The sequence below is a fragment of the Marinococcus halophilus genome (assembly GCF_002265875.1).
Classification (GTDB): Bacteria; Bacillota; Bacilli; order Bacillales; family Marinococcaceae; genus Marinococcus; species Marinococcus halophilus.
On sequence record NZ_NPFA01000008.1, the window covers coordinates 76,185 to 102,292 of the forward strand.

A 26,108-nucleotide genomic window follows, 5' to 3' on the forward strand; every position below is an offset into this window, starting at 1 on the left:
GGAGAATACAGACATGTTGATCTCATATAAGTGGCTGAAAGATTATGTAGATATTGAAGATATTGCTCCCGAGGAAATTGCCGACCGCCTGACTACGGGAGGCGTAGAGGTGGACGCTCTGTACCGGCGCTCCGAACCAATTGAGGGATGTGTGGTCGGCTACGTTGTCGAGGCCAAAAAGCACCCCGACGCTGATAGTTTAAACATCTGCCAGGTGGATCAGGGAGCAGAGACGGTGCAGATTATCTGCGGCGCTGATAATGTGGCGGCCGGGCAGAAGGTTGTAGTTGCAAAGCCAGGCACCGTGCTGCCTGGGGGCATGGAAATTAAAGCGACGGACATCCGCGGCCAGGAGTCCAATGGCATGATTTGCTCCCTCCAGGAGCTCGGTATGGAAGCAAAGCTGGTTCCAAAACATGTGGCTGAAGGCATTTTTGTTTTTGATGAAAATCCGGAAACCGGTTCGGACGCAATAAAAGCCCTTGGCTGGGATGACACGGTAATGGATCTCGATATTACGCCAAACCGTGCCGACTGCCTGAACGTCCTCGGGGTTGCATATGAAGTAGCAGCCCAGCTCGACCGTACCGTGAAGCTTCCTAGGACCTCTGTAAAAGAAAGCGATAAATCTGCGTCGGCTGCGGTCAATGTGAAAATCGAAAACGGGGAGGACACCCCTTATTACGGGGCGAGAGTTGCCGAAAACATCCAGGTGAAGCCTTCTCCGTATTGGATGCAGAACCGTTTGATGGCTGCAGGCATCCGGCCGATTAGCAACATCGTGGACATTACCAACTACGTGCTGCTTGAATATGGACAGCCGCTGCATGCGTTTGATTTTGACGCTTTCGGCTCTGACGAAGTACTTGTGCGCAGAGCGTTCGAAGACGAAGAAATACAGACGCTTGACGGCAATAAGCATCACCTTTCAAGTGCACATTTAGTCGTAACCAACGGCACAAAGCCGACGGCGCTCGCAGGAGTGATGGGCGGAGAGCACTCAGAAGTCGGCGACGGGACGACAAATATCCTGCTTGAAGCAGCTCTGTTTCATCCGTCATTAATTCGCCAGGCCTCCAAAGATACACGGATACGAAGCGATGCAAGTGTCCGTTATGAACGGGGTCTCGACACAGAAAGGGTAGAGCAGGCAGCAGACCGGGCAGCGTATTTGTTTGCTGAACACGCGGGGGCTTCTATTCTGCAGGGCATCGAACAGGAGGATCATCGAAAGCCTGGCGGCCGGTGGGTCACGGTGAGCGACCGCAGCATCAATCAGCTGCTGGGAATGGAGCTCAGTGGTTCAGAGATGGTCCATATTCTCGAACGCCTTGGTTTTCAAGTGGCTGATAAAGAAACGGGCAGTATCGAAGTATATATCCCAAGCCGACGTCCGGATATTCACATCGAAGAGGACGTGGCGGAAGAAATCGCCCGTATGCACGGCTATCAGGACATTCCGAGTACACTGCCAAAAGGGGCAACGACGGCTGGGAGTTTAACGGCGGAACAAAAAAGAAAGCGGACGGTTCGCCGCTTTTTGGAAAGTGCCGGCTTGAGTGAAGCTGTCACCTATTCCCTGACGACTGCCGGCTCTGCCTCACGTTTTACGCTTTATCCGGAAAAGCATACGATGGAAGTGACTATGCCGATGAGCGAAGACCGCAGAGTGCTGCGTCAGAGCCTGATTCCACAGCTGCTTGAAGGAGTCAGCTATAACCGCAACCGCCAGACGAAGGACATTGCCCTATTTGAAATGGGCTCGGTGTTTCTTTCCGAAGAAGAACGTGCCGCCGTTCAGCCGGAAGAACGCATTATGCTTGCTGCGGTAGTAAGCGGCAGGTGGGAAAGCCACTTATGGCAGGGAGAGACAAAAAGAGCAGATTTTTATGTGATAAAGGGAATTGCAGAAGGCATTCTTGAGGAACTGCACGTGGAAAGCCGTGCTTCGTTTACTCTGGCTGAACGCAGTGATATGCATCCCGGCCGCACAGCTGACATCCAGCTCGATGGAGAAACAGTGGGCTATGTCGGCCAAATCCATCCAACGACCGCCGGGGATTGGGATATTGCCGAAACGTACGCTCTCCAGGTTGATTTAACGTCCCTGCTTCAGGCAGCTGAAACACCGGTGCGTTATCAAGCGCTGCCGAGGTTTCCTTCCACTACCCGCGATATTGCGATCGTCGTAGATGAAAGCGTTCCTGCAGCTGACGTGAAAAATGTGATCGAGGCCGCAGGCGGCAGCACATTATACAGCACTTCTTTATTTGATGTTTATCAGGGCGAAAATTTGACGCCCGGCAAAAAGTCCCTGGCGTTCACCCTTGTGTATCTGGATCCGGAAAGGACGCTGACTGATGAAGAAGTCACCTCTGCCCACGACCAGGTCCTTCGCATGCTGGAAGAAAAAACGGGGGCAGAGCTCAGGCAGTAAATGGCTGGCGGGCATCTGGCGGTTTAACGAAGCAGCTTCACAGGGAAATATATTCAGAGCCTTTTTATTCTGTTACTATTAAAGAAAAGGCACACTTAAGAACAGGGGGCGGAAAACGTGGCTGATGATCAAAGTAAAAAACGCACTACGGTTACAATATACGGCCAGCAGTACACGATTGTCGGTGATGAACAACCCTCGCATATTAATCAGGTAGCCAATTATTTAGATAAGAGAATGAAGGAATATAAAGCATACAATCCTTATTTGGATACAACGCGCCTCGCGGTTTTGACGGCTTTAAATGTAGTGGATGATTATATTAAACTTAAAGAAGAAGTGAACAAGGACAAAGATTCTGAAGGATAATGCTTATGGAAATAGTAATAGATGTTCTGCTTGTTGTGATTTTAATCGGCAGCTTTTTCACGGGGCTTCAGCGGGGCTTTGTTCTTCAGCTGCTCCGCCTCGTCAGCCTGGTTGCAGCATTCGTTGTTGCGTTTTTATTTTATGAAGAAGTGGCACAGATGCTAGAACAATGGATCCCCTACCCGTTTGGCCAGCAGCCGGAAGGGTCGTTCCTGGCTGCTTTTGACACCCGCAGCCTGTTTTATTATTCTATCGCTTTTCTTCTCTTATTTGTTGGCACCCGTATTGTTGCCGGCTTTTTAACCGGAGCGGCAGGCGGTATCGCCAGGCTGCCGGTGCTGAGAACGATCAATTACTGGCTTGGCGGTGTGCTAGGTGTACTGGAAACGTATGTTATTTTATTTATTGTTCTGGCTGCAGCAATGCTGATGCCATTTCCGGCCCTTGAACCAGTAGTGAATAACTCGGTAATCGCGAACTTTATATTACATGACACCCCATGGCTTTCCGGCTGGTACGAGCAAATCATGCCGGAAGAGCCCGGGAACATGGATGGCCCAATAGAGAATGAAGGTTGACTTCCCTGCGTGTCACAGGGGAGTCTGTTTTTATGTCTTCAGCACGGCGGCATGAATTTAGACAGAATTGTTAACTCCCGTTATACTCAAAAAAGAATGCCTAACATGATTAAAGCTGACGTGTGGAGGAGATTAGCATGAATAAAAAAGATCTTATCGGTCATTTGGAAACAATCGCTGTATATATGGAAATTAAGGGAGAGAATCCTTTTAAAATTTCTGCCTACCGCAAAGCAGCACAGGCACTTGAATACGATGAGCGTTCGCTGGGTGAAATCGATGAGGCAGGCACTCTGAAGGGCATCGGTAAAGGAACAGCTGCTTTAATAAAGGAATGGCGGGAAAATAACGGGGAAACTGAATTGATGAACACTTTGACAGAAGAAGTTCCGGAGGGGTTGATTCCGCTGCTGAAGCTTCCAGGGCTCGGAGGAAAAAAAGTGTCAAAGCTTTATCAGGAGCTCGACATAACAGACCGGGACTCACTGGAGCAGGCGTGTTTAACCCACGAAGTTCAGAGTCTCGAAGGCTTTGGGGCGAAAACGGAGCAGAAAATACTGGAAGCGCTCGCGGAGGAAGGAAAGCGTCCGGAACGGCTTCCGATTGCCTATATGCTTGAAATGGCCCAAAAGCTCGAAGCGTCTCTTGAAACAGTGAGAGATGTACGAAAATATGCGCGGGCGGGCAGTCTTCGCCGGGTGGAAGAGTCAGTGAAGGACCTGGATTATATTATGAGTGTAAAAGATGCGGAACATGTTCGTAAACAACTGGTAGAGCTGCCCGAAGTAGCCAAAGTCATTAACGATGGCACAAGCAAGGTCAGCATTGAAATTAAAGGGGAATATAATGTTCAAGTAGACATTCGTCTGGTGGAGGAAGAAGATTTTGCGAGCACCCTGCATCATTTCACCGGCTCTAAGGACCATAATGTGCAGATGCGTCAGCTCGCAAAGGAACGAAATGAAAAATTAAGCGAATACGGCATTGAAGACAAAGACGGACGTAAAACAACGTTTCAGGATGAAACCGAATTTTACGCTCACTTTGGCCTGTATTTTATTCCGCCAGAAGCACGACTGGGAAGAGGCGAAACGGATACGTTCCAAGAGCCGTATCCTTATATAGAAAAAAAACACATCCGCGGTGATCTTCATATGCACACTACGTGGAGCGATGGCTCTCTTTCAATTCGGGAGATGGTGGAAGAAGTGAAAAAACACGGCTATGAATGGCTGGCGCTCACGGACCATTCCAAGTATCTCCGCATTGCCCATGGACTGGATGAAGACAGAATCCGCAGGCAGATGGAAGAAATACAAAACGTCAGAGAAAAAGAAAAAAATATTCAAATCTTTGCCGGTATTGAAATGGATATCCGGCCTGACGGAACGCTTGATATTGACGATGACGTGCTCAAAGAGCTCGATGTTGTCATTGCTTCCATCCATTCCTCCTTTTCCCAATCAGAAAAAGAAATTATGAACAGGATGGAGCAGGCTCTGAAGCATCCGGAGGTAAATGTGATTGCACACCCTACGGGAAGGCTGCTGGGACGCCGGGATGGGTACAAGGTGGACTTGGACCGGCTGATGAAGCGTGCCGGCGAAACGAATACGGCACTGGAGCTAAATGCCAACCCCAACCGTCTTGATCTCTCAGCCGACTGGCTGAGAAAAGCTGCCGAGCACGATGTCCGTATTGCAATCAATACGGATGCCCATAATTCTGGAATGCTTGATCATATGGATGTTGGCATATCTATTGCGAAAAAGGCACTTCTCCAGCCAGACCAGGTAATAAATACGATGTCTGCAGAGCAGTTAAAGAAATGGCTGCAGCATAAGAAACAATAGAACAACCAAAGAGGTGAGCATTGGTGAATGATAGAACACTTCGTGTGCTGGAATACGAAAAAATGAAGGAACAGCTGCAGGCTCATGCTGGTTCGACTCTGGCAAAAGAGCGGATAGAACAGTTGCACCCCTACCGGGAGCTGGGAGAAGCGAAAGAAGCACAGAACTTCACCGCAGAAGCGGCCAAAGTAATCCGGCTGCGGGGGCAGGCGCCGCTTGGCGGTATACGCCAGATCCACGCCCACGTGCGCCGGGCGCAAATCGGAGGCATGCTGAACGCCGGTGAGTTGAACGAGGTTTCGGATACGCTGTACGCCGGGCGCCGGATACGCTCATTTATTCTGGATATGACAGAAGAAACGGTGGATCTTCCACTGCTTGAAGGTCTGGTACGTCAGATAGTGACGCTGCCGGAGATTGAAAAGCAAATCCGGGATTGTATAGATGAAAACGGGGTGGTTCTTGACAGTGCAAGCTCTGCCCTGCGCGGCCTCCGCCAGCAAATGAGAAGCCTTGAATCGTCGGTACGTTCGAAGCTTGAACAGTATACCAGGTCACCGGATCAGCAAAAACGACTGTCGGATTCCATCGTAACGATACGTAATGACCGGTACGTGCTGCCGGTGAAGCAGGAATACCGTTCGTCTTTTGGCGGTATTGTCCACGATCAGTCTTCAACAGGGGCTACTCTTTTTATTGAGCCGCAGGCGGTCGTTTCGATGAATAACGAACTAAGAGAGGCAAGAGTGAAAGAACAGCGGGAAATTGAGCGGATTCTTCAGGAGCTTTCTTCGTATATTGCTGAAGATGGGGAAGAGATTCTGGTGAATATGAATACGCTGACCGAACTTGATTTCACATTCGCAAAAGCCTACTATGCAAGAGACCAAAAAGCAGTGCAGCCGGAACTGAACGATGAAGGCAGATTCCGGTTTATGGAGGCGCGGCATCCGCTTATTGACCCGGAAGAAATGGTGCCGCTTGACCTGGAACTTGGAGACGAATTTGGAACTCTTGTTATTACCGGACCTAATACAGGCGGCAAAACCGTAACGCTGAAAACGGCTGGGCTTCTTACGCTTATGGCCCAGTCCGGGTTGTTTGTGCTCGCAGAAGAAGAAGCAGAAGCTGCTGTATTTTCGAAAGTATTTGCCGATATTGGGGATGAACAATCGATTGAACAAAGCTTAAGTACGTTTTCATCCCACATGACAAATATTGTAGATATTGTTAAGCAGGTGGACAGCAATTCGTTTGTACTGTTTGATGAAATAGGCGCCGGCACCGATCCGGAAGAAGGCTCGGCTCTTGCGGTCAGTATCCTGGACTATGTTCAGGAGGCCGGAGGGAAGCTGATCGCCACCACACATTACAGTGAACTGAAGGGCTATGCGTATAACCGTGCCGGGGTGATGAATGCAAGCGTTGAATTTGATGTGGAAACATTGAGGCCGACTTACCGCCTGCTTGTGGGCGTGCCAGGCCGAAGTAATGCATTTGCCATTTCGAGGCAAATTGGCCTTCCTGATGCCATTATTTCGAATGCGGAAAAAGAAATGAGCACAGATACAAAACAGGTCGAAACAATGATTGCTTCCCTGGATGAACAAAGAAAAGAAACAGAATCAGTCTGGCAGGAGGCGGATGACCTCCGGCAGGAAGCGGCCAGACTCTGGCAGGAATTAAATAATGCCTGGAACGAAGTGCTGCAAAAACGGGACCAGATTATCGCAAACGCCGAAGGCAAAGCGAAGAACGAAGTTGATAAGGCGAAAGCCCAGGCGGAAGAAATTATTGCTGAGCTGAAGGAAATGCAGAAAGAAGGGGCCGAGATTAAAGAGCACCGCCTGATTGAAGCCCGTCGCCAGATGGAACAGGCGGCTCCTGCGATGACCAAAAAGCAAAAACAAGTGAAACAAAAAGCACAGAAGGAGCGTACCTTTGAAGTAGGGGATGAAGTGAAGGTGCTTCGCTTCGGACAGCGCGGACACATCGTGGAAAAAGTGAATGACAACGAATTCCAGGTGCAGCTTGGTATTATGAAAATGACAGCGAAGCCTGAAGAAATGGAGAAGCTTAAATCAGAGCCCGCTAAAGAGCCCAAGCGACAGGTATCCACAACTTCTACAGCCGCCCCGGCCAGGCCCGAGCTGGATTTGCGTGGTGAAAGGTACGAGGATGCGGTGCAGCGCCTTGAAAAATATCTTGATGAAGTGGTGCTGGCTGGCTACCGTGAAGTCCACATTATCCATGGCAAAGGCACGGGGGCGCTTCGTAAAGGCGTAAAAGAATATTTAAGAAACCATCCCAGTATCAAATCCACCAGAGATGGCGGCATGAACGAAGGCGGGATCGGTAACACCGTGGCAGAACTTAAATAAGCGGAGGGGTGCATGTGGATGTGTGGATGGACAATGCTTTTATAAATACAGCCGGGAACTTCAGCGTTGCTGTGCTCTCTCTGGTAATCTTTTTGTGGATATTTGAAATTATTACCCCGTATCGTAACTGGGAAGAAATAAAAAAAGGAAATATCGCTGTCGCTCTTGCGACCGGCGGAAAGCTGTTTGGGGTATCCAACATTCTTCATTATTCCATCATGCACAATGACGGCATCTTGTTTATGCTCTTGTGGGGATTTTTTGGGTTTGTACTATTAATTTTAAGCTATCTTATATTTGAATTTCTTACTCCCATGTTTAAAGTCGATGAGGAAATCAGTAAAGATAACCGTGCAGTAGGAATCATTTCCTTTATTATTTCCGTAGGAATATCTTTTGTAATAGGAGCCGGGATTATCATTTAAATAGAAAAAAATGTAATTTATTAGCCACAAATAGTTAATTTTTTAGGACTATTTAAGTGCGTTTCGGTTGACATTCCTGCGCGGATTATGTACATTTAGAACTAACTTAAATACTATGCCAGTATTACCCAAACGCAAGAAGCGCCTTACTCTGTTACGAGAGTGAGGCGTTTTTAAAGGCATATTTCGTCAGGGTGAAACGAAAACCGGCATGATGGATGGTTTTGTTTGAAAGGGTGACGGATAAAATGGGGAAAAATCCAAACAGAAAGCATGCACAGATCATCGAAGCAGGAATGAAAGTGATAGCTGAGCACGGTTATCACCAGGCGAAAGTGTCGGACATTGCTAAAGAAGCAAAGGTAGCAGACGGAACTATTTATTTGTATTTTAATAATAAAGAGCATATATTAATCTCTATTTTTGAAGAGAATATGCAGCAGTTCATGCAAAAGCTGGAGATAATTATGCAAAAAACCATTTCTGTCAAAGAGCAATTGTTTGAAATGGCCCAGCTGCAGCTTGAATTCATGGAAAATCGACCGGAGCTCGCTACGCTTGCCCACTTTGAACTTTTGCAGACAAAAGGGGAGATCCATGACAATATGCAGCGCATACTGTCTCCATTTTTTCAGGCGGTTATTGATATTATTAACAGGGGAAAAGAAGAACAGGTCTTCCCTGGATCACTTTCCACAGAGATTGGCAGGATCTGTTTTGTCGGGATACTCAATGAAGCCATCACTACGTGGGTGATGGAAAAGGGAAGCTATTCGCTGGCAGCCCAGGGCCCGCTGCTTTCGGAAATAATGTATCAGGCGCTGCGGACAGAAGTATAGCCCAGGCAGCACCATTGGAAAAGTTTAAGCTAAACGTTAGCCAGTAAAGCGCGGGAATGCTATAATAACGAAGAATAAATGCAAAGATAGAGATATAAAGGAGGAACCATTCATGGCTATTGTCAATGTATCGGACCAAAACTTTGCAGGTGAAACGTCCGACGGAGTAGTACTTGCGGACTTTTGGGCACCGTGGTGCGGGCCTTGTAAAATGATCGCTCCAGTACTAGAAGAAATCGACACAGAAATGGGCGAACAAATTAAAATTGCTAAGTTGGATGTAGATGAGAATCAGGAAACAGCCGGAAAATACGGCGTAATGAGCATTCCAACTCTGATGATCTTTAAAGACGGCGAAGTCGTCGAACAGGTTGTCGGCTTTCAGCCTAAAGAACAACTGGTGGAGCTTTTGAACAAACATTTGTAAAACACGAAACTGCTGGTCTCTGGGCCGGCAGTTTTTTGTTTCCTTTTCTTTAAAAGAAGGAAAACACCATAGATACTACACGCCAAGAGGGGTTGGGCACATGACTCAATTAAAGGAAAAGCTGGCGATTCTGCCGGATCAGCCTGGCTGTTATTTAATGAAAAATAAACACGGTACCGTTATATATGTAGGTAAGGCAAAAGTGTTAAAAAACCGGGTGAGATCCTACTTTACCGGTTCGCATGATGGAAAAACCCAGCGGCTTGTGATGGAAATTACCGATTTCGAATATATTATGACGTCCTCTAATCTAGAAGCATTGATTCTTGAGATGAACTTAATTAAGAAGTATGAACCAAAATACAATGTGCTTCTTAAAGATGATAAGTCCTATCCGTATATTAAAATTACCAACGAAGAGCATCCACGCCTTATTATCACGAGAAAAGTAAAAAAGGACGGGGGGAAATACTTCGGCCCGTACCCGAATGCCGGTGCGGCAAATGAAACGAAAAAACTGCTCGACCAATTATATCCGCTGCGTAAATGCCGGACGATGCCAGACCGGGTCTGTTTGTATTATCATATCGGCCAGTGTCTGGCTCCATGTGAGTTTACGGTGACAAGAGACCAGTACGACGATATGATTCAGCAGATCGCCCGTTTTTTAAACAACGGCCACCATGAAATCCGGGCGGAGCTTCAAACCAAAATGGAGACTGCTTCCGAACAGCTGGAGTTTGAACGGGCCAAAGAACTGAGGGACCAAATACAGCATATTGACTCTGTGATGGAAAAGCAAAAAATGTCTGTAAAAGACCAGGTTAACCGAGACGTCTTTGCCTACAGCTATGATAAAGGCTGGATGTGTGTGCAGGTATTTTTTGTGAGACAGGGAAAATTAATTGAAAGGGACGTTTCCCTTTTTCCAATGTATCAGGAGCCGGAAGAGGATTTTCTAACCTTTCTGGGACAGTTTTATATGCAGGAGCAGCACATGAAGCCATCGGAAATATTCATCCCGGGCTCAGTAGATGCAGCGATAGCTGAACAGTTTGTAAATGTGCGGGTTCAGCAGCCAAAGCGCGGCCAGAAAAGAGAACTGCTTGATTTGGCGGAGAAAAATGCGCGGCAGGCGCTCAGTGATCGATTCGCATTGATTGAACGGGATGAAGAGCGGACAATTAAAGCGGTTGAACAGCTCGGAGAAGCAATGGGCATTGATACGCCATACCGCATGGAAGCCTTCGACAACTCAAATATACAGGGCACAGATCCAGTAGCGGCAATGGTTACTTTTGTAGACGGCAAGCCCTGGAAAAAAGGATATAGAAAATATAAGGTCAGAGACGTGCAGGGACCGGATGATTATGCGTCAATGCGGGAAGTCGTACGAAGAAGATACATCCGCCTGTTAAAGGACGAAGCCGCGCTTCCGGATCTAATTCTTATTGACGGCGGAAAAGGACAGTTAAGTGCAGCTGTCAGCGTTATCGAAGACGAACTTGGCCTAAATATTCCCGTAGCCGGGCTTGCCAAAGATGACAAGCATCGAACGTCAGAGCTTTTAATGGGGGAGGAAGCTGCAAGAGTGCCGCTTGAACGCCACAGCTCCGCCTTTTACCTGCTGCAGCGCGTTCAGGATGAAGTGCACCGTTTTGCGATTACATTTCATCGCCAAACGCGTGGAAAAACGATGTTCTCTTCCCTTTTAGATGATGTTAATGGAATTGGACAAAAACGGAAGCAGATGCTTTTGAAGCATTTTGGATCGGTGAAAAAAATGAAGGAAGCATCCTTTGAGGATTTTAAACAACTTTCGCTTCCGGATGACGTTATTATGGAACTGATGAAAAGGCTGGAAGAAGATTCTACACTTTCCAAATAAAAAGCGTTCGCTGATGCGTATCAGCGAACGTTTTGCTTTGAGACAGCGGTTGGATTACTCCCATTTAATATGCATAGTGATAGATTTTTGCTTTTCTTCTATGTAGGTTTCGGCGTACGTATTTTTCATCTGTGACCATTGCTCTGCCAAAAATCCGCCCTCTAACGCTTTCGTATATGGAGCTTCCTTGGCATAGTAAGACAGTTCAGCGATGGCATCCTTTTTTCTTTCTTTTTTCCATTCGATCTCACCCCAGCCGGCATCGCGGAAAAAATCAGCTACTTCCGCCGGTGAACTGCAGGGATAGCGGCGGGCAAGCTGTTTACCCGCCCAGTATAATATTGCATGCTCGTCCGAGCCTAAAATATCAGGGAGGACATTTTTTCGAAGCAATTCATACCCGAAGGCAGTTGATTTATTTGTTTCTTCTTCCATTTCCATCACCACTTTCTTCATCTGATATTATACATGCTGGAGTTGGAAATCTCTATAGATTCCCAAAATCATACATGATATACTAATGCACGATTATGACGGAGGGACCGATATGAAAAATATTTTTGCAGAAAAAATGACGCCATTTCGTATGATCATCGGTGCCTACGTTTTTTCAATGCTGTTGTTCAGTTTATTGCTCTGGCTTCCTATTTCCCACCAGCCGGGGCATGAATTAACATATATCGAAGCTTTATTTACCTCAGTATCAGCTGTTAGCGTAACCGGCCTGACAGTCATTCAGGTATCTGACACGCTGAGCGCTGTCGGGATAGCATTTTTAGCGCTGGCAATGCAGGTAGGCGGCATTGGAATTATGTCACTCGGCACCTTTGTGTGGATGGTTTTTGGAAGAAAAATTAATTTATCTCAGCGATTACTGATTATGGTGGACCAGAATCAGTACAAGTTTTCGGGAATGGTCAAGCTAATGAGGAACATTCTGCTTCTTGCTTTAGGGATCGAAGCAATGGGGATGCTGATACTTGGCACCTACTTTCTGCGTTACTTTGATTCAACCTGGGAGGCTTACTACCAGGGAGGCTTTGCGGCGTTGAGTGCTTTCACCAATGCCGGCTTTGACGTTACAGGACAGTCTCTCATTCCGTTTGCTGAAGACTATTACGTCCTGTTTGTGGTAATAACATTGATTTTTGCTGGAGCTATTGGATTTCCGGTTCTGATGGAGGTCAGGGAATACTTAACAAACCGAGAACGCTTTAATTTCAGCCTGTTCACAAAAGTGACGACGACTACTTATTTTCTCGTGTTTGTACTTGGTGCCGTCAGTATATGGGCGCTTGAATTCGGATTTTATTATGACGGCATGGCATGGCATCAGCAGTTCTTCTTCTCGATGTTTAACTCTGCGACTACAAGAAGTGCTGGATTATCGGTGATGGACGTTTCGGCGTTTTCCATGCCGACGCTTCTGCTGATGTCCGGCTTAATGGTTATTGGAGCGAGCCCGTCGAGTGTGGGGGGAGGTATCCGTACTACTACACTTGCGGTAATGTTTTTAACCATTCGAAGCTTTGCGCTCGGACGTTCAGATGTAAAAGTGTTCAACCGCCAGATTGACCCGGAGGATAAGCAGCGGACTTTTATTGTCATTTCCTTTTTTATTGTAGGGCTGCTTGCAGCGATTACTTTAATCAGTGCCTTCGAGCGTGGCAATACGGAAGTAGAATTAATTGATATTATTTTTGAAACAAGCTCGGCCTTCGGAACCTGTGGACTTTCCACCGGATTAACGGATGACTTTTCCACTCCGAGCCATCTGTTGCTCATGTGCCTGATGTTTATTGGACGCGTAGGGATTTTAGTGTTTTTATTCTCGGTGAAAAAGAAAGAGACAAAATCTCATTATAGATATCCAATAGAACGCATAATTATTGGCTAGCCGGGGAGGATGTCCTCCGGCTTTCTTTATTGACGGGAGAGTGAAGCGCATAAAGAATGAATAACATACATTTGAAATGCTGTATACGTTTTCTTGACGGGTAATTTTAGGGGGAGTACAATTAACGTAACGTTTCGTACAATTCCTTGAATATTTCTTTTCCATTTTGTGACTAATTGGTTGTATCTTGCATGCATATGCATTTTGCACTAATGGAAAAGAAGCAGGAAGCGCAGCCGGCATATATGTACATAGAGAACGGAAAGCTGTACTTCTGTTTATTGTGCGGGCGGTGGAAAGTTCAGCAAGGGGGTAATGGAGCCGGAAAAGAAAGCATTACAGACTAACAGGATGGAGAGAGAATTTTTATGCTAATGGAGGAGGATGAATATGGCTTTAAATAAGGAATTTGCCGCCCGGAGGCTGCACTCGCTTCTTGGTATCATTCCAATTGGACTGTTTTTGATGCAGCACTTTGTAGTAAACCATTTCGCGACAAGGAGTGCTGAAGCATTCAACGGTGCGGCTCACTTTATGGAAAACTTACCGTTTCGTATCTTTTTAGAGATGTTTCTCATTTATATTCCTATATTGTTTCATGGTATTTATGGACTTTTTATCGTATTTCAGGGTAAAGCAAACGCGAAGCGCTTCGGCTATTTCCGTAACTGGATGTACATTTTTCAGCGTATCACCGGCGTCTTCCTGTTGGTGTTCATTACCTGGCACGTCTGGGATACATGGGTGCAGGCGCAGTTCTTTGGCGCTGAGGTGAACTACCAGATGATGGCGGACATTGTAGCGAATCCTTGGATGCTCGCATTTTACATTGTAGGCATACTGTCTGCTACCTTCCACTTTTCTAACGGTTTATGGTCCTTTTTGGTTACATGGGGCATTACGGTTACACCAAAAGCCCAGCTGGCTGCAACATACTTTACGCTGGTCGTTTTCGTAGCAATGTCTGTGATTGGCCTGCGGGCTATTTTTGCATTCGTATAAGATAAGCTTTTTACTAAACTAAAGGAGTGAAACATCCGCATGAGTAATGGAAAAGTTATTGTCGTAGGCGGCGGGCTGGCAGGACTGATGGCAACAATCAAAGCCGCTGAAGCAGGTTCTCAAGTGGACTTGTTTTCAATTGTACCGGTAAAACGTTCTCACTCTGTCTGTGCTCAGGGCGGCATGAACGGTGCTGTCAATACAAAAGGGGAGGGCGACTCTCCATGGGAACACTTTGATGATACTGTATATGGAGGCGACTTTTTAGCAAATCAGCCTCCAGTGAAAGCTATGACAGAAGCAGCGCCAGGGATTATACACCTGATGGACCGCATGGGCGTTATGTTTAACCGTACTCCGGAAGGGCTGCTTGACTTCCGCCGTTTTGGAGGCACGCAGTTCCACCGTACGGCATACGCTGGTGCTACGACGGGACAGCAGCTGTTATATGCACTGGATGAACAGGTTCGCCGCTATGAGGTGGAAGGCCTTGTTAACAAATACGAGGGCTGGGAATTTCTTTCAGCTATTCTCGATGAAGAACAAACCTGTAAAGGCATTGCCGCCCAAAATCTTCGTTCGATGGAAATTGAAACATTCCGTGCAGACGCGATCATTATGGCTACAGGCGGCCCCGGCATTATTTTCGGAAAATCTACGAACTCAATGATTAATACCGGCTTTGCTGCTTCGTCGCTTTATTTGCAAGGTGTTAACTATGCCAACGGCGAATTCATCCAGATTCATCCTACTGCTATTCCCGGCGACGATAAACTCCGTCTGATGAGTGAATCTGCGCGCGGGGAAGGCGGTCGCATCTGGACATACAAAGACGGCAAGCCATGGTACTTCCTGGAAGAAAAGTATCCGGCTTATGGTAATCTGGTTCCTAGGGACATTGCCACACGCGAAATCTTTGATGTTTGTGTTAACCAGAAACTGGGCATTAATGGAGAAAACATGGTTTATCTGGATCTTTCCCATAAAGATCCGCAGGAGCTTGATGTAAAACTCGGCGGTATTATGGAAATCTATGAAAAGTTCATGGGTGATGATCCAAGGAAAGTTCCAATGAAAATTTTCCCTGCCGTACACTATTCCATGGGCGGCATGTGGGTAGATTATAATCAAATGACAAACATCCCCGGCATTTTCGCCGCCGGTGAGTGCGACTATTCCCAGCACGGTGGTAACCGTCTTGGTGCCAACTCTCTGCTCTCCGCTATTTACGGCGGCATGGTCGCCGGGCCGAATGCAGTAGAATACGCCAACGGCCTGGAGAAATCAGCGGAAGATCTTTCTTCTTCGCTTTTTGAAACAAAGAAACAGGAAGAACAGCAGGAGTTCGACAAAATTATGAATATGGACGGCACTGAGAATGCATATGCACTTCATAATGAACTTGGCGAGTGGATGACAAACAATATGACCGTGGTCCGGCATAATGATAAGCTGCTTGAGACAGATGACAAGCTCCAGGAGCTTCTCGAGCGCTGGGAAAATATCAACATGCACGATAGTTCCAAATGGAACAACCATGCGGCCATGTTTACGCGCCAGCTTAAAGGAATGATTCATTTGGCCCGCGTGATGACTCTGGGGGCTTACCACCGTAATGAAAGCCGCGGTGCGCATTATAAGCCAGAGTTTCCGGAGCGTAATGATGAAGACTTCCTGAAAACGACGAAGGCTCAATACAACCCGCAGACTAATCACCCTGAATTTGAGTATGAAGATGTCGACACTTCGCTGATTAAGCCGAGAAAACGGGACTACTCCCAGGCAAAAGCATCTTCTGAGAAAGGAGCAAGTAACTAATGAGTGATGCACAAGCACAAGAAACGCGTAACCCGGAAGAAACCGACGCAAAAAAAGTGAAGTTTATAATTACCCGGCAAGACGACCCGGACAGCCCCTCCTATGACCAGGAATTTGAGGTTCCTTACAGAGAAAATATGAACGTCATTTCTGCTCTAATGGAAATCCGTAGAAATCCTATCGACAGCCAGGGCAATCAGGCGAACCCTGTTATCTGGGATATGAACTGTTTAGAGGAAGTATGCGGTGCATGTTCGATGATTATTAACGGAACGGCCCGCCAGTCCTGTACTGCCCTTATTGATCAGCTTGAGCAGCCGATTCGTCTAGAACCGATGAAAACATTCCCGGTTATGAGAGATCTTCAGGTAGACAGAAGCCGGATGTTTGATTCGCTGAAAAAAGTGAAGGCATGGATTCCAATTGACGGCACATATGACCTGGGCCCTGGGCCTAGAATGGCAGAGAACAAACGTCAATGGTCATATGAGCTTTCCAAATGCATGACGTGTGGAGTATGCCTCGAAGCCTGCCCGAACGTAAATGATAATTCTTCGTTTATCGGACCGGCAGCTATCTCCCAGGTTCGTTTATTCAACTCCCACCCGACAGGAGAAATGAATAAATCCGACCGGCTGGAAGCTTTGATGGGCGAAGGCGGCATCAGCAGCTGCAGTAACTCTCAGAACTGTGTGGAAGTATGTCCGAAGGGGATCCCTTTAACAACTTCCATTGCAGCGATGAATCGTGAAACAAACATTCAGTCGTTTAAAAACTTTTTTGGCGGCGGAAACTAATACAATAAAAAGGCAGCCCCCGGGCTGTCTTTTTTATTATATTTATGAAAAGTCACTGACCGTTTTGCCTGCCAATACAGCGAAAGCAGCTTTGTTCACTATAAGAAAGCCGGCTGCTGCGCCTATTCTTGTTTCCCATAAAACTCAGTGGTACAATATAACAGTATTTACATACTGAAACCGTTGATAATAGCAGTGTACAAGGCTCCGGGTTTATGGAGCAGATCGCAGTTGCGACTTTATTAAGGGTGAAGTACAATATAAAAAGCCTGCTTTCCAGAAAAGCGCACATGGTGCGTGCTTCTTAGTGAAAGCGATCTATATTGAAAAGGGGTATAAATCATGCAGGAAAAAACATTCACTATTACAAACGAAACAGGAATCCACGCGCGTCCGGCGACGCAGCTTGTAAACAAAGCCGGCCAGTTTTCTTCAGACATTTCTTTAGAATACAACGGCAAATCGGTAAACTTGAAATCCATCATGGGCGTTATGTCTCTCGGCGTTGGAAAAGGATCCGAGGTAACGGTTAAAATTGAAGGCAACGATGAAGAGGAAGCGATGGAAGCAGTGGATCAAGTGATTAAAGAAGGGCTTGGAGAATAATGAGTGCCAGCCTGACAGGGATTGCTGCCTCAAAAGGAATAGCGATTGCAAAAGCTTTTCTTTTGGAAGAACCGGAATTAGACGTAAGTAAAAAAACGGTGGATAGCGCCCAGGACGAGATCACAAGATTTAAAGAAGCAGTTCAGGAGTCCAAGCATGAACTTCAGGTGATTAAGGAAAAAACACTTCAGGACATGGGAGAAGACCAGGCGGAGATTTTCTCTGCCCATCTGCTCGTTCTGGAGGATCCTGAGATTATGGATGGTGTCTCCAGTAAAATTACGGAAGAGAGCGCCAATGCAGAATATGCTCTCAGCGAAGTAGCCAATATGTATGTGGATATGTTTGAGAACATGGATAATGAATACATGAAAGAGCGCGCCGCAGATATCCGGGATGTGTCAAAACGTGTTCTTATGCATTTATTTGGTCTTGAGAACACCAGCCTGGCAACGATTGACCAGGAAGTAGTAGTTATTGCTGATGACCTGACCCCGTCTGATACGGCCCAATTGAACGAATATGTTCGAGGCTTTGCTACAGACATCGGCGGGCGTACGTCTCATTCTGCTATTATGGCCAGATCGATGGAAATTCCGGCTGTCGTGGGCACAAAAGAAGCAACGGACACGATTAATCAGGACGACCTTTTGATTGTAGACGGCCTGGAGGGCCGGGTTATCGTTAATCCAAGTGATGCCGAAGTCCAGGAGTACAAAGAAAAGCTAGAACAGTTTAACCGCCAGAAAGAAGAGTGGGCGAAGCTGGTCAACGAGCCGACGGAAACAGAGGACGGGCACACGGTAGAACTGGCAGCTAATATTGGTACCCCGAACGACCTCGACGGCGTCTTAGCTAACGGAGCAGAAGGCATCGGTTTATACCGGACAGAGTTTTTGTACATGGGCAGAAATGAACTTCCTTCTGAAGAAGAGCAGTTTGAGGCTTATAAAGAAGTGCTTGAGCGCATGCAAGGAAAACCAGTAGTTATACGTACGCTTGATATCGGCGGCGATAAAGAACTTCCATACTTGGATCTGCCAAAAGAAATGAATCCGTTTCTCGGCTTTCGAGCGATCCGTCTGTGCCTCGAAAAAAAAGATATGTTTCGGACACAGCTCCGCGCTCTCTTGCGGGCGAGCTCCTACGGGAAGTTAAAAATTATGTTCCCGATGGTTGCTACAGTAGAAGAAGTCCGTGAAGCCAAAGCGATGCTCGCGGAGGCAAAAGAAGAGCTCCAGGGTGAAAATATCGAAGTTTCCGATGATATTGAAGTAGGTATTATGGTAGAAATTCCTTCCACAGCGGCGGCAGCAGAAATTTTTGCTAAAGAAGTGGACTTCTTCAGTATAGGTACTAACGATTTAATCCAATACACACTTGCTGCGGACCGGATGAGCGAAAAAGTTGCTCATCTGTATCAGCCTTACCACCCGGCGATTCTTCGTTTAGTTAAAAACGTAATCGACGCTGCTCATAAAGAAGGCAAGTGGGCAGGAATGTGCGGCGAAATGGCTGGCGAACCTGCAGCGGTTCCTCTTCTGTTAGGGCTAGGATTGGATGAATTCAGCATGAGCGCCACCTCAGTGCTCCCGGCAAGAACCCAGCTGCGTTCGTTGAAGAAAACAGATGCAGAAGGGCTTGTAGAAGAAGCGATGAAATGTGCCACAGCGGATGAAATCGCTGAGCTTGTGGAAAACAGAGGGTTTATCATTCAGTAAGCAGGACGCAGGCAAGTGAAAAGTCTGGAACCGTTGATAGGTTCCAGGCTTTTTTGTGGGTGATGAAACGCTCATTTTCTTGTATACTGAAAAAGTTGATGTTCCTGAGTGAAAAAGCTCTTTACAAAAATTATAATATTGGTAGTAGTCCTGAGGCAGGGCATAGAGTGAAAAAACCTGGTTAGTCCAAGTCCGGACAACACGGGCTGAAAATGGAGAGAAGCAAACATGAAACAACCTATTGGCGTTATTGATTCAGGCCTCGGAGGCCTGACTGTTGCCCGGGAAATTTTAAGGCAGCTGCCAAAAGAAGAAATGATATACATAGGGGACACTGCCAGATGTCCGTATGGCCCGCGGCCGATTGAAGAAGTAAGGATCTTTACCTGGCAGATGATTGAGCGGCTGCAGTCTGAGAATATTAAAATGCTTGTGATCGCCTGTAACACAGCAACAGCCGTGGTTCTTGAAGAAGTAAAACAGGCGTTGGACATTCCGGTCGTAGGTGTAATAACTCCTGGAGCCATCTCCGCACTGAAAGTAACAAAGACAGATCAGGTAGCCGTTATCGGTACGAGTGGCACCGTCAGCAGCGGCGCATACGAACGGGCCTTGAAGTCCATAAATGAAGAGGTAGAAGTCACCTCGCTTGCATGTGTGCCATTCGTTCCGCTTGTTGAGCAGGGGCAATGCGAGGGGAAGGCCGTTCTCGATATCGTGAAGCAGACACTGCTGCCATTAGAGCACGTTTCGTATGATACGCTGATTTTAGGCTGTACTCACTACCCATTGCTTGAAAGTGTCATCCAGGAAGCAGTTGGGCCGGACATCCAGTTGATTTCCTCCGGCGATGAAACAGCCAGGGAAGTAAGCACGCTGCTTAATTATCATGAAACCTTAAATGCGGGAGATATTCCTCCAATTCACAGGTTTTATACTACAGGCCCTGAAACAGAATTCCGAAACATAGCAAACCAATGGATGGACCAGCATATAGAACAGGTAGTTTCTATTCGGCTTGATACTAGCGGAAGGTTTACCGGGAGTGAAAAGAAAGGAAGATTGTATGAATCGATTGGACGGAAGGGAATGGAATGAACTTCGTTCTATTCAAATTGAAACAGATTATTTAAAGCATCCTGAAGGCTCGGTGCTGATTTCCTTTGGACAGACAAAGGTGATTTGTACGGCGAGTATTGAAGAACGGGTCCCCCCTTTTATGCGTGGGGAGAAAAGAGGATGGATTGCGGCAGAATACTCGATGCTGCCACGAGCGACTGAAACCCGTAATATCCGGGAAGCGGCACGGGGCAAGCTTACGGGAAGGACTATGGAAATTCAGCGCTTAATTGGGCGTGCGCTCCGGGCGGTAGTGGATCTAAAACTTCTCGGTGAACGCACCGTATGGATTGACTGCGATGTCATTCAGGCTGACGGAGGGACTCGTACCGCTTCGGTAACAGGAGCCTTTATTGCACTTGCTATGGCTGTGCAGTCCTACCACGAGCAGGGGAAATTTAAAGGCTTTCCCATAACGGATTATTTAGCGGCTGTATCTGTAGGGCTTGACGCTGAACAGAAGACCATCCTCGACCTTGCTTATTCAGAAGATTCACAGGCAAATGTAGATATGAACGTAGTGATGACTGGAAACGGGGAATACGTAGAAGTACAGGGTACAGGGGAAGAAGCCTCGTATACAAGAGGGCAGCTTAATGATATGCTCGATACTGCAGAGACAGGAGTATATGAGATCATTCAGCTTCAAAAGCAGGTTATTGGGCCCGCAGCGGCTTCTATCGAAGAAAAGTTTTCAGATGATGGCAGCGGAAGGATGGTGTAATTGAAAACGATCGTAATAGCTACAAAAAACGCTGGCAAAGTAAAAGAGTTTGAACACATGTTTGGCAGTCAGTATAAAGTGGAATCTTTACTGGAGAAAAAGATTGACGATATCCCTGAAACAGGCGTTACCTTTGAAGAAAATGCCATTATTAAAGCAGAGGCTGTGAGAGACCATCTCAACTGTACAGTGATTGCAGACGATTCAGGTCTGGAGATTGATGCTTTAGACGGCCGTCCGGGCGTGTACTCTGCCCGGTATGCAGGAGAAAACAAAGATGACGAAGCGAACATGGAAAAAGTTTTACAGGAATTAAAGCATATTCCTCGTGATAGACGCAGCGCCCGTTTTGTTTGTGTGCTGGCCGTGGCACTGCCAGACGGAAGTGTGCATACATTTACGGGAACGTGTGAAGGGGAAATAGCAGAGGCGCGGGCTGGAACTAACGGTTTTGGTTATGATCCTGTGTTCTATTTGCCAGGCTACAAAAAGACGATGGCAGAGTTGAATGCAGAAGAAAAGCACCGTATCAGTCATCGGGGCAGGGCGCTTGAAAAGCTTTGGGCTCAGGGCCGGAAGCTGCTGCTGGACAGCTGAAAATAATTTTATGAATCATAAAGAGTTGGAGGCAGAATCAATGGACATTTTAGTGGTAAGCGACAATCATGGAAGCGAAGAAGTATTAAAGCAGGTACTGGACCGTCATCAGGAAGGAGTAAGCGCTGTGCTGCACTGCGGGGATTCGGAAGCCTCGCCGGATGACAAAATGTTAAATAATGTGCACATCGTACAGGGCAATGTCGACAGTCCGGGAAATTTCCCTGATGAATTAACGGTAGATGTGGGGCACATTAAAACGTATCTTACTCACGGACATTTATACCAGGTAAAAACATCGTATGCTTCGCTCTTTTCTAAAGCTGAGCAAATCAACGCTGACCTGGTATGCTCCGGCCATACTCACGTAGCTGGGGCGTTCGAAGAAGACGGAACAATTTTTGTGAATCCCGGAAGCCTGCTGCTTCCGCAGGAACGGCCCGAACAGACGTATGCTATCGTAAATGTCTCCAATCAGGGCCAGTCGATTAACGTCCATTTTTACGAGAGAGACTCAGGCAATGAACTTCTTGATCTTTCAAAAAGCTTTCCGTTTCCAGAGGGTGAATAAAATCCCTCTGGAAACCTTTATTGACTTTTAAGGAAAAATATTTTAACATAATGAATGTCGCAAAAAACAGATGTCCCAGTAGCTCAGCTGGATAGAGCAACAGCCTTCTAAGCTGTAGGCCGCAGGTTCGAGTCCTGCCTGGGACGCCATTTTTAATTATCGATATGTTCAAGGGACAGAAAAGGGGCCTCCTTTTCTGTCCCTTTTATTTTACTTTCAAACCGCTGTTGGAAAAGAGAAAAGCGGAAAATATGGAAGATTATATTTCAGCATAGTGGACACTGGAACTTATATCTGATGCAGAAGTACAAATTATCTAAAAAGTTTATTTAAAATGGTTGACCACAAACTAGATTGGGCGTAATATATACGTCAAACGTTAAAAATGTAGTCAGAGAAAGAACATTTGCCTTTTGAGGGTGTACACATTACCCTGTTAAATTAGAAAGGCAGACGATAGATTGAAGGGACGCAGAGGTGATATCAGTGTCGGAACAATGGATATTTTTGGACGGAGAATTCGTCAAAAAGGAAGATGCCAAAATCTCCGTATATGATCATGGTTTTTTATACGGCGATGGCGTTTTCGAAGGCATTCGCGTATACAATGGCAATATTTACAAGCTGGATGAACACCTTTTGCGTTTATACCACTCTGCGAAATCGATCATGCTTGATATACCTCAATCTAAAGAAGAGATGACGGAAATCATCAGGCAGACACTGCAGAAAAATAAACTTGAAGATGCTTATATCCGGCTTGTCGTTTCAAGAGGCGTAGGAAACCTTGGCCTGGATCCTGCATCGTGTGCAAATCCTTCTATCATAGTTATCGCAGAGGAGCTTGCAATCTATCCAAAAGAATTTTATGAGCACGGCCTTGAAATTGTGACAGTGGCGACCCGGCGGAACCGGCCGGATGTGTTAAGTCCTAAGGTGAAATCATTAAATTATCTGAATAATATACTGGTGAAAATGGAAGCAAGCCTGGCCGGCGTCAGTGAGGCATTGATGCTGAACGATCAGGGGTATGTCGCGGAAGGGTCCGCAGATAATATCTTTATTATTAGAAATGGAGCGCTGATGACGCCGCCGGGATACATTGGAGCTTTAGAGGGAATCACCCGGCAGGCGATTCTGGAAATGGCTGCAGACATGGGATACGACGTGCGCGAAGAGGCCTTTACAAGACACGACGTCTATACCGCCGAGGAGGTCTTTCTGACCGGCACAGCTGCAGAAGTCATTGCCGTTGTGAAGGTAGACGGAAGAATAATTGGGGACGGGGAGCCGGGAGAAGAAACAAACCGTCTTCTGCGCGCTTTCAGACAGAAAGTAGTAGAGGACGGAGTAAAAGTTTATTCAGACAATTCCCGCATAGAGATTGGCTAATTGACTGAATAGATGTACAATATAATTAAATAGTATTGAGAAATCGACGACAGGGACCAGTAAATAATGTATTTTCCTTCACAGAGAGCTGCCGTGGCTGAAAGAGCAGCAGGAAATCGTATTGAACTCCCCCTTGAGAGCTTTCCTGAACCTGAGTAGGGAAAGCCGGATGCCGAGTGGGCCTCCGTTATGGCAAACCGAACCGGAAAAGCGGTTCTTAAGGCAATAAGTGCGAGCTTATTGTAAAAAAGGGTGGTACCGTGAAAAGCAGACGTCTTTTCGCCCCTTTAGAGCAGCAGCAGCTGTCTATTGGAGGTGAAAGGGCGTTTTTTATTATCCAGTAGTTCCCTTCTCGGAGGGCGTATATAGAGGCAGGCAGTGAGAAAGAAAAGATTTGAGTATAAAAGGAGGAGCGAGTATGAATACAAGAGTGAGAGAAGTAAAAGGGCGCGAACTGAAAGACGAAAACCAGGAAATGAGTGGCTCAAGCATGCTGATCCAGGCTTTGGCCAGGGAAAATGTAGACACTATTTTCGGCTATCCCGGCGGGGCTATTCTTCCCACTTACGACGAAATCTACCGTACCGGTATCCGTCATATCCTTTCGCGGCATGAGCAGGGGGCCATTCATGCAGCAGAGGGATATGCAAGAGTTTCAGGGAAGCCCGGTGTGTGTGTCGTAACGTCAGGACCAGGAGCTACAAACGTGGTCACCGGCATTGCTGACGCTATGATTGACTCTCTCCCTCTTGTGGTTGTGACCGGTCAGGTAGCTACCTCCGTGATTGGTACGGACGCTTTTCAGGAAGCAGATATCCTGGGTATTACGATGCCGATCACGAAGCATAATTTTCAGGCACGAACGGTAGAAGACCTGCCGAGAATTATCAGGGAAGCATTCCATATTGCTACCACAGGGCGTCCGGGACCGGTCGTAATTGACCTTCCTAAAGACGTATCCATTGCCTCTGGAATGTTTCATTACGATGATGAGCCGAACCTCCCTGGCTACCAGCCAACGTACACACCAAACAAACTTCAGATCCGCAAGCTTGCCGAGGCAGTAACGAAAGCCAAGCGTCCGGTAATTCTCTCCGGAGCGGGCATTCTGCATGCCGGTGCTTCCCCGGAACTGCTTGAATTCGTTGAACAGCAGCAGATTCCGGTTGCTTCAACGCTTCTTGGACTTGGCGGATTTCCAGGTACTCATGAACTGGCGCTTGGCATGGCCGGAATGCACGGAACGTATGCAGCCAATATGGCCCTCCACGAAGCTGACCTGCTTATCAATATTGGCGCCCGCTTTGACGACCGTGTCACCGGGAATCTGGAGCACTTCGCCCCGCAAGCGACAGTCGCCCACATTGACGTTGATCCGGCAGAGATCGGTAAAATCATTGAAACGCATATCCCGGTAGTGGGGGATGCCAAAGAAGCCCTTCGCCTTTTGAATGAAGTAAACCCACAGCCTGGCGAAAGCGTGCGCTGGAGAATGAAAGTGGACGAATGGCAGCAGGAATTCCCGCTCTGGTACAAGGAAGGCTCTGAGTATATTAAACCGCAGAAGCTTACAGAGTTAGTGTATGAGAAAACTAATGGCGAAGCGATTATCACGACGGACGTTGGCCAGCACCAAATGTGGGCTGCCCAGTATTATAAATTCGACCATCCGAACGCCTGGGTGACAAGCGGAGGACTCGGAACAATGGGATTCGGGTTTCCAGCTGCAATCGGTGCCCAGTTTGCTGAGCCGGACCGTCAGGTGGTAGCTATTCTTGGAGATGCCGGCTTTCAAATGACAATGCAGGAGCTATCGATTCTGCAGGAGCTGAATCTGCCGGTGAAAGTGCTTTTGGTCAATAATGCCTCCCTTGGTATGGTCCGCCAGTGGCAGCAGCTCTTTTATGAAGAGCGGTATTCGAACTCCCTGTTCCCGATCCAGCCGGATTTCGTGAAAATGGCGGAAGCGTACGATATTAAAGGGTACAAAATCACTGACGAAAATGAAGTAGCAGGAGTGCTTGAAGAAGCATTTAATTATAATGGCCCGGTGGTTATCGACTGCAGAGTACACGAAGAAGAAAATGTGTATCCGATGATCGCTCCCGGGCAGGGGCATCATCAAATGGAAGGAGTGAAACCATGAGGCGGACCATTACAGCGACAGTAAACAATACAACAGGAGTAATGAACCGCATTACGGGCCTGTTTGCCCGCCGTCATTTTAATATTGAAAGCATCACGGTTGGGATGACGGAAAACCCGGAGGTGTCGAGAATGACATTCGTGGTGAACGTGAGTGACCAACGGGGGCTCGACCAGGTCATCAAGCAGCTGAACAAACAGGTGGACGTACTAAAAGTCCGTGATATTACCGATGAAGCGATTGTAGCCAGAGAACTCGCGATGATTAAAGTCATGACAGGTTCCGGCCAGCGTGGAGAAATATCGGATTTAATTGCCCCGTTCCGTGCCACAGTCATCGATGTCGGCAGAGAAAGCGTCACGATTCAGGTAACTGGGGACACACCGAAAGTAGAGGCGCTCATCGATCTCTTAAGGCCGTACGGCATTAAAGAAATGGCCCGCACGGGTGTAACGGCTTTCCAAAGAGCTACGAAAAAAAGCAATGATCAAACCAGGTATTCCATTATTAATTAATGAGTA

General features: G+C 47.0%; 23 protein-coding genes, 1 tRNA gene and 1 other annotated feature. Of the genes, 23 read left to right on the forward strand and 1 reads right to left on the reverse strand.

Translation table 11 applies throughout. The features are described from left to right. The first annotated feature begins 13 nt into the window (after nt 1-13). From pheT to uvrC, 9 genes are all read left to right on the forward strand, one after another. Nucleotides 14-2,437 carry a phenylalanine--tRNA ligase subunit beta gene (pheT, locus tag CHL76_RS09770; protein ID WP_094908454.1) on the forward strand — a complete coding sequence of 808 codons (2,424 nt, stop codon included), beginning with the start codon at nt 14-16 and terminating at the stop codon, nt 2,435-2,437. Between the two features lie 117 nt (nt 2,438-2,554). Then, entirely contained in the window at nt 2,555-2,806 is a 252-nt protein-coding gene (gene zapA / locus CHL76_RS09775; protein ID WP_022793126.1) for a cell division protein ZapA, read from the forward strand. Nucleotides 2,807-2,811: 5 nt separating this feature from the next. After that, nucleotides 2,812-3,384, forward strand: a complete 573-nt coding sequence (locus CHL76_RS09780) for a CvpA family protein (protein WP_158219144.1) — start codon at nt 2,812-2,814, stop codon at nt 3,382-3,384. Nucleotides 3,385-3,521: 137 nt separating this feature from the next. Then, complete coding sequence (polX, locus tag CHL76_RS09785; RefSeq protein ID WP_094908456.1) at nt 3,522-5,237, forward strand: DNA polymerase/3'-5' exonuclease PolX; 1,716 nt, start codon at nt 3,522-3,524, stop codon at nt 5,235-5,237. 23 nt (nt 5,238-5,260) lie between these two features. Then, nucleotides 5,261-7,618 carry an endonuclease MutS2 gene (locus tag CHL76_RS09790; RefSeq protein WP_094908500.1) on the forward strand — a complete coding sequence of 786 codons (2,358 nt, stop codon included), beginning with the start codon at nt 5,261-5,263 and terminating at the stop codon, nt 7,616-7,618. A 26-nt stretch (nt 7,619-7,644) separates the two neighbouring features. Further along, the gene (locus CHL76_RS09795; protein WP_079477010.1) at nt 7,645-8,043 is read left to right on the forward strand and encodes a DUF350 domain-containing protein; all 399 of its coding nucleotides are present in this window, start codon (nt 7,645-7,647) and stop codon (nt 8,041-8,043) included. A gap of 248 nt (nt 8,044-8,291) precedes the next feature. Next, nucleotides 8,292-8,882, forward strand: coding sequence for a TetR/AcrR family transcriptional regulator (locus CHL76_RS09800; protein WP_094908457.1), 591 nt, complete (start codon nt 8,292-8,294; stop codon nt 8,880-8,882). 112 nt (nt 8,883-8,994) lie between these two features. Beyond that, a complete protein-coding gene (gene trxA / locus CHL76_RS09805; protein ID WP_022793132.1) occupies nt 8,995-9,309 on the forward strand; it encodes a thioredoxin in 315 nt (104 codons plus the stop codon). A gap of 100 nt (nt 9,310-9,409) precedes the next feature. Continuing rightward, nucleotides 9,410-11,197 (forward strand): excinuclease ABC subunit UvrC, encoded by a 1,788-nt coding sequence (gene uvrC / locus CHL76_RS09810; protein WP_094908458.1) that lies wholly within the window; start codon nt 9,410-9,412, stop codon nt 11,195-11,197. 54 nt (nt 11,198-11,251) lie between these two features. Here uvrC and CHL76_RS09815 read toward each other — a convergent pair whose 3' ends face one another. Continuing rightward, nucleotides 11,252-11,653, reverse strand: coding sequence for a DUF2507 domain-containing protein (locus tag CHL76_RS09815; protein ID WP_094908459.1), 402 nt, complete (start codon nt 11,651-11,653; stop codon nt 11,252-11,254). Nucleotides 11,654-11,744: 91 nt separating this feature from the next. Between CHL76_RS09815 and CHL76_RS09820 the strand changes: the two genes are divergently transcribed. From CHL76_RS09820 to ilvN, 14 genes are all read left to right on the forward strand, one after another. Further along, nucleotides 11,745-13,094 (forward strand): TrkH family potassium uptake protein, encoded by a 1,350-nt coding sequence (locus CHL76_RS09820; protein WP_094908460.1) that lies wholly within the window; start codon nt 11,745-11,747, stop codon nt 13,092-13,094. A 390-nt stretch (nt 13,095-13,484) separates the two neighbouring features. Next, nucleotides 13,485-14,096 (forward strand): succinate dehydrogenase cytochrome b558 subunit, encoded by a 612-nt coding sequence (locus tag CHL76_RS09825; RefSeq protein WP_079475796.1) that lies wholly within the window; start codon nt 13,485-13,487, stop codon nt 14,094-14,096. A 39-nt stretch (nt 14,097-14,135) separates the two neighbouring features. Then, nucleotides 14,136-15,914, forward strand: coding sequence for a succinate dehydrogenase flavoprotein subunit (gene sdhA, locus CHL76_RS09830; protein WP_079475797.1), 1,779 nt, complete (start codon nt 14,136-14,138; stop codon nt 15,912-15,914). Beyond that, nucleotides 15,914-16,711: a succinate dehydrogenase iron-sulfur subunit gene (sdhB, locus tag CHL76_RS09835; protein ID WP_079475798.1), complete on the forward strand. Its 798-nt coding sequence runs from the start codon at nt 15,914-15,916 to the stop codon at nt 16,709-16,711. The genes sdhA and sdhB overlap by 1 nt, the downstream gene beginning before the upstream one ends. Before the next feature lie 342 nt (nt 16,712-17,053). Then, a complete protein-coding gene (locus tag CHL76_RS09840; RefSeq protein WP_022793139.1) occupies nt 17,054-17,317 on the forward strand; it encodes a phosphocarrier protein HPr in 264 nt (87 codons plus the stop codon). After that, entirely contained in the window at nt 17,317-19,038 is a 1,722-nt protein-coding gene (gene ptsP / locus CHL76_RS09845) for a phosphoenolpyruvate--protein phosphotransferase (protein WP_079475799.1), read from the forward strand. Before CHL76_RS09840 ends, ptsP begins: the two co-directional genes overlap by 1 nt. A gap of 228 nt (nt 19,039-19,266) precedes the next feature. After that, complete coding sequence (gene racE, locus CHL76_RS09850) at nt 19,267-20,136, forward strand: glutamate racemase (protein ID WP_079475800.1); 870 nt, start codon at nt 19,267-19,269, stop codon at nt 20,134-20,136. Then, nucleotides 20,105-20,881, forward strand: a complete 777-nt coding sequence (gene rph / locus CHL76_RS09855) for a ribonuclease PH (protein ID WP_079475801.1) — start codon at nt 20,105-20,107, stop codon at nt 20,879-20,881. Before racE ends, rph begins: the two co-directional genes overlap by 32 nt. Then, complete coding sequence (locus CHL76_RS09860; protein ID WP_079475802.1) at nt 20,882-21,478, forward strand: XTP/dITP diphosphatase; 597 nt, start codon at nt 20,882-20,884, stop codon at nt 21,476-21,478. Nucleotides 21,479-21,488: 10 nt separating this feature from the next. Continuing rightward, nucleotides 21,489-22,049: a metallophosphoesterase gene (locus CHL76_RS09865; protein ID WP_158219145.1), complete on the forward strand. Its 561-nt coding sequence runs from the start codon at nt 21,489-21,491 to the stop codon at nt 22,047-22,049. A gap of 72 nt (nt 22,050-22,121) precedes the next feature. After that, nucleotides 22,122-22,198: transfer RNA gene (locus tag CHL76_RS09870), tRNA-Arg, on the forward strand. A gap of 337 nt (nt 22,199-22,535) precedes the next feature. After that, the gene (ilvE, locus tag CHL76_RS09875) at nt 22,536-23,441 is read left to right on the forward strand and encodes a branched-chain-amino-acid transaminase (RefSeq protein WP_079475804.1); all 906 of its coding nucleotides are present in this window, start codon (nt 22,536-22,538) and stop codon (nt 23,439-23,441) included. A gap of 37 nt (nt 23,442-23,478) precedes the next feature. Further along, nucleotides 23,479-23,731 (forward strand) — a binding site (T-box leader). A 128-nt stretch (nt 23,732-23,859) separates the two neighbouring features. After that, nucleotides 23,860-25,587 (forward strand): acetolactate synthase large subunit, encoded by a 1,728-nt coding sequence (ilvB, locus tag CHL76_RS09880; RefSeq protein ID WP_079475805.1) that lies wholly within the window; start codon nt 23,860-23,862, stop codon nt 25,585-25,587. After that, nucleotides 25,584-26,102, forward strand: a complete 519-nt coding sequence (gene ilvN, locus CHL76_RS09885) for an acetolactate synthase small subunit (protein ID WP_079475806.1) — start codon at nt 25,584-25,586, stop codon at nt 26,100-26,102. Before ilvB ends, ilvN begins: the two co-directional genes overlap by 4 nt. The last annotated feature ends 6 nt before the right edge of the window (nt 26,103-26,108 follow it).

Excerpts from the sequence above, each read along its gene's own strand:
- pheT (WP_094908454.1), top strand. The coding sequence starts at position 14 with ATGTTGATCTCATATAAGTGGCTGAAAGATTATGTAGATATTGAAGAT.
- CHL76_RS09780 (WP_158219144.1), top strand. The coding sequence starts at position 2,812 with ATGGAAATAGTAATAGATGTTCTGCTTGTTGTGATTTTAATCGGCAGC.
- polX (WP_094908456.1), top strand. The coding sequence starts at position 3,522 with ATGAATAAAAAAGATCTTATCGGTCATTTGGAAACAATCGCTGTATAT.
- CHL76_RS09795 (WP_079477010.1), top strand. The coding sequence starts at position 7,645 with ATGGACAATGCTTTTATAAATACAGCCGGGAACTTCAGCGTTGCTGTG.
- CHL76_RS09800 (WP_094908457.1), top strand. The coding sequence starts at position 8,292 with ATGGGGAAAAATCCAAACAGAAAGCATGCACAGATCATCGAAGCAGGA.
- trxA (WP_022793132.1), top strand. The coding sequence starts at position 8,995 with ATGGCTATTGTCAATGTATCGGACCAAAACTTTGCAGGTGAAACGTCC.
- uvrC (WP_094908458.1), top strand. The coding sequence starts at position 9,410 with ATGACTCAATTAAAGGAAAAGCTGGCGATTCTGCCGGATCAGCCTGGC.
- CHL76_RS09815 (WP_094908459.1), bottom strand. The coding sequence starts at position 11,653 with ATGAAGAAAGTGGTGATGGAAATGGAAGAAGAAACAAATAAATCAACT.
- CHL76_RS09820 (WP_094908460.1), top strand. The coding sequence starts at position 11,745 with ATGAAAAATATTTTTGCAGAAAAAATGACGCCATTTCGTATGATCATC.
- CHL76_RS09825 (WP_079475796.1), top strand. The coding sequence starts at position 13,485 with ATGGCTTTAAATAAGGAATTTGCCGCCCGGAGGCTGCACTCGCTTCTT.
- sdhA (WP_079475797.1), top strand. The coding sequence starts at position 14,136 with ATGAGTAATGGAAAAGTTATTGTCGTAGGCGGCGGGCTGGCAGGACTG.
- sdhB (WP_079475798.1), top strand. The coding sequence starts at position 15,914 with ATGAGTGATGCACAAGCACAAGAAACGCGTAACCCGGAAGAAACCGAC.
- CHL76_RS09840 (WP_022793139.1), top strand. The coding sequence starts at position 17,054 with ATGCAGGAAAAAACATTCACTATTACAAACGAAACAGGAATCCACGCG.
- ptsP (WP_079475799.1), top strand. The coding sequence starts at position 17,317 with ATGAGTGCCAGCCTGACAGGGATTGCTGCCTCAAAAGGAATAGCGATT.
- racE (WP_079475800.1), top strand. The coding sequence starts at position 19,267 with ATGAAACAACCTATTGGCGTTATTGATTCAGGCCTCGGAGGCCTGACT.
- rph (WP_079475801.1), top strand. The coding sequence starts at position 20,105 with ATGAATCGATTGGACGGAAGGGAATGGAATGAACTTCGTTCTATTCAA.
- CHL76_RS09865 (WP_158219145.1), top strand. The coding sequence starts at position 21,489 with ATGAATCATAAAGAGTTGGAGGCAGAATCAATGGACATTTTAGTGGTA.
- ilvB (WP_079475805.1), top strand. The coding sequence starts at position 23,860 with ATGAATACAAGAGTGAGAGAAGTAAAAGGGCGCGAACTGAAAGACGAA.
- ilvN (WP_079475806.1), top strand. The coding sequence starts at position 25,584 with ATGAGGCGGACCATTACAGCGACAGTAAACAATACAACAGGAGTAATG.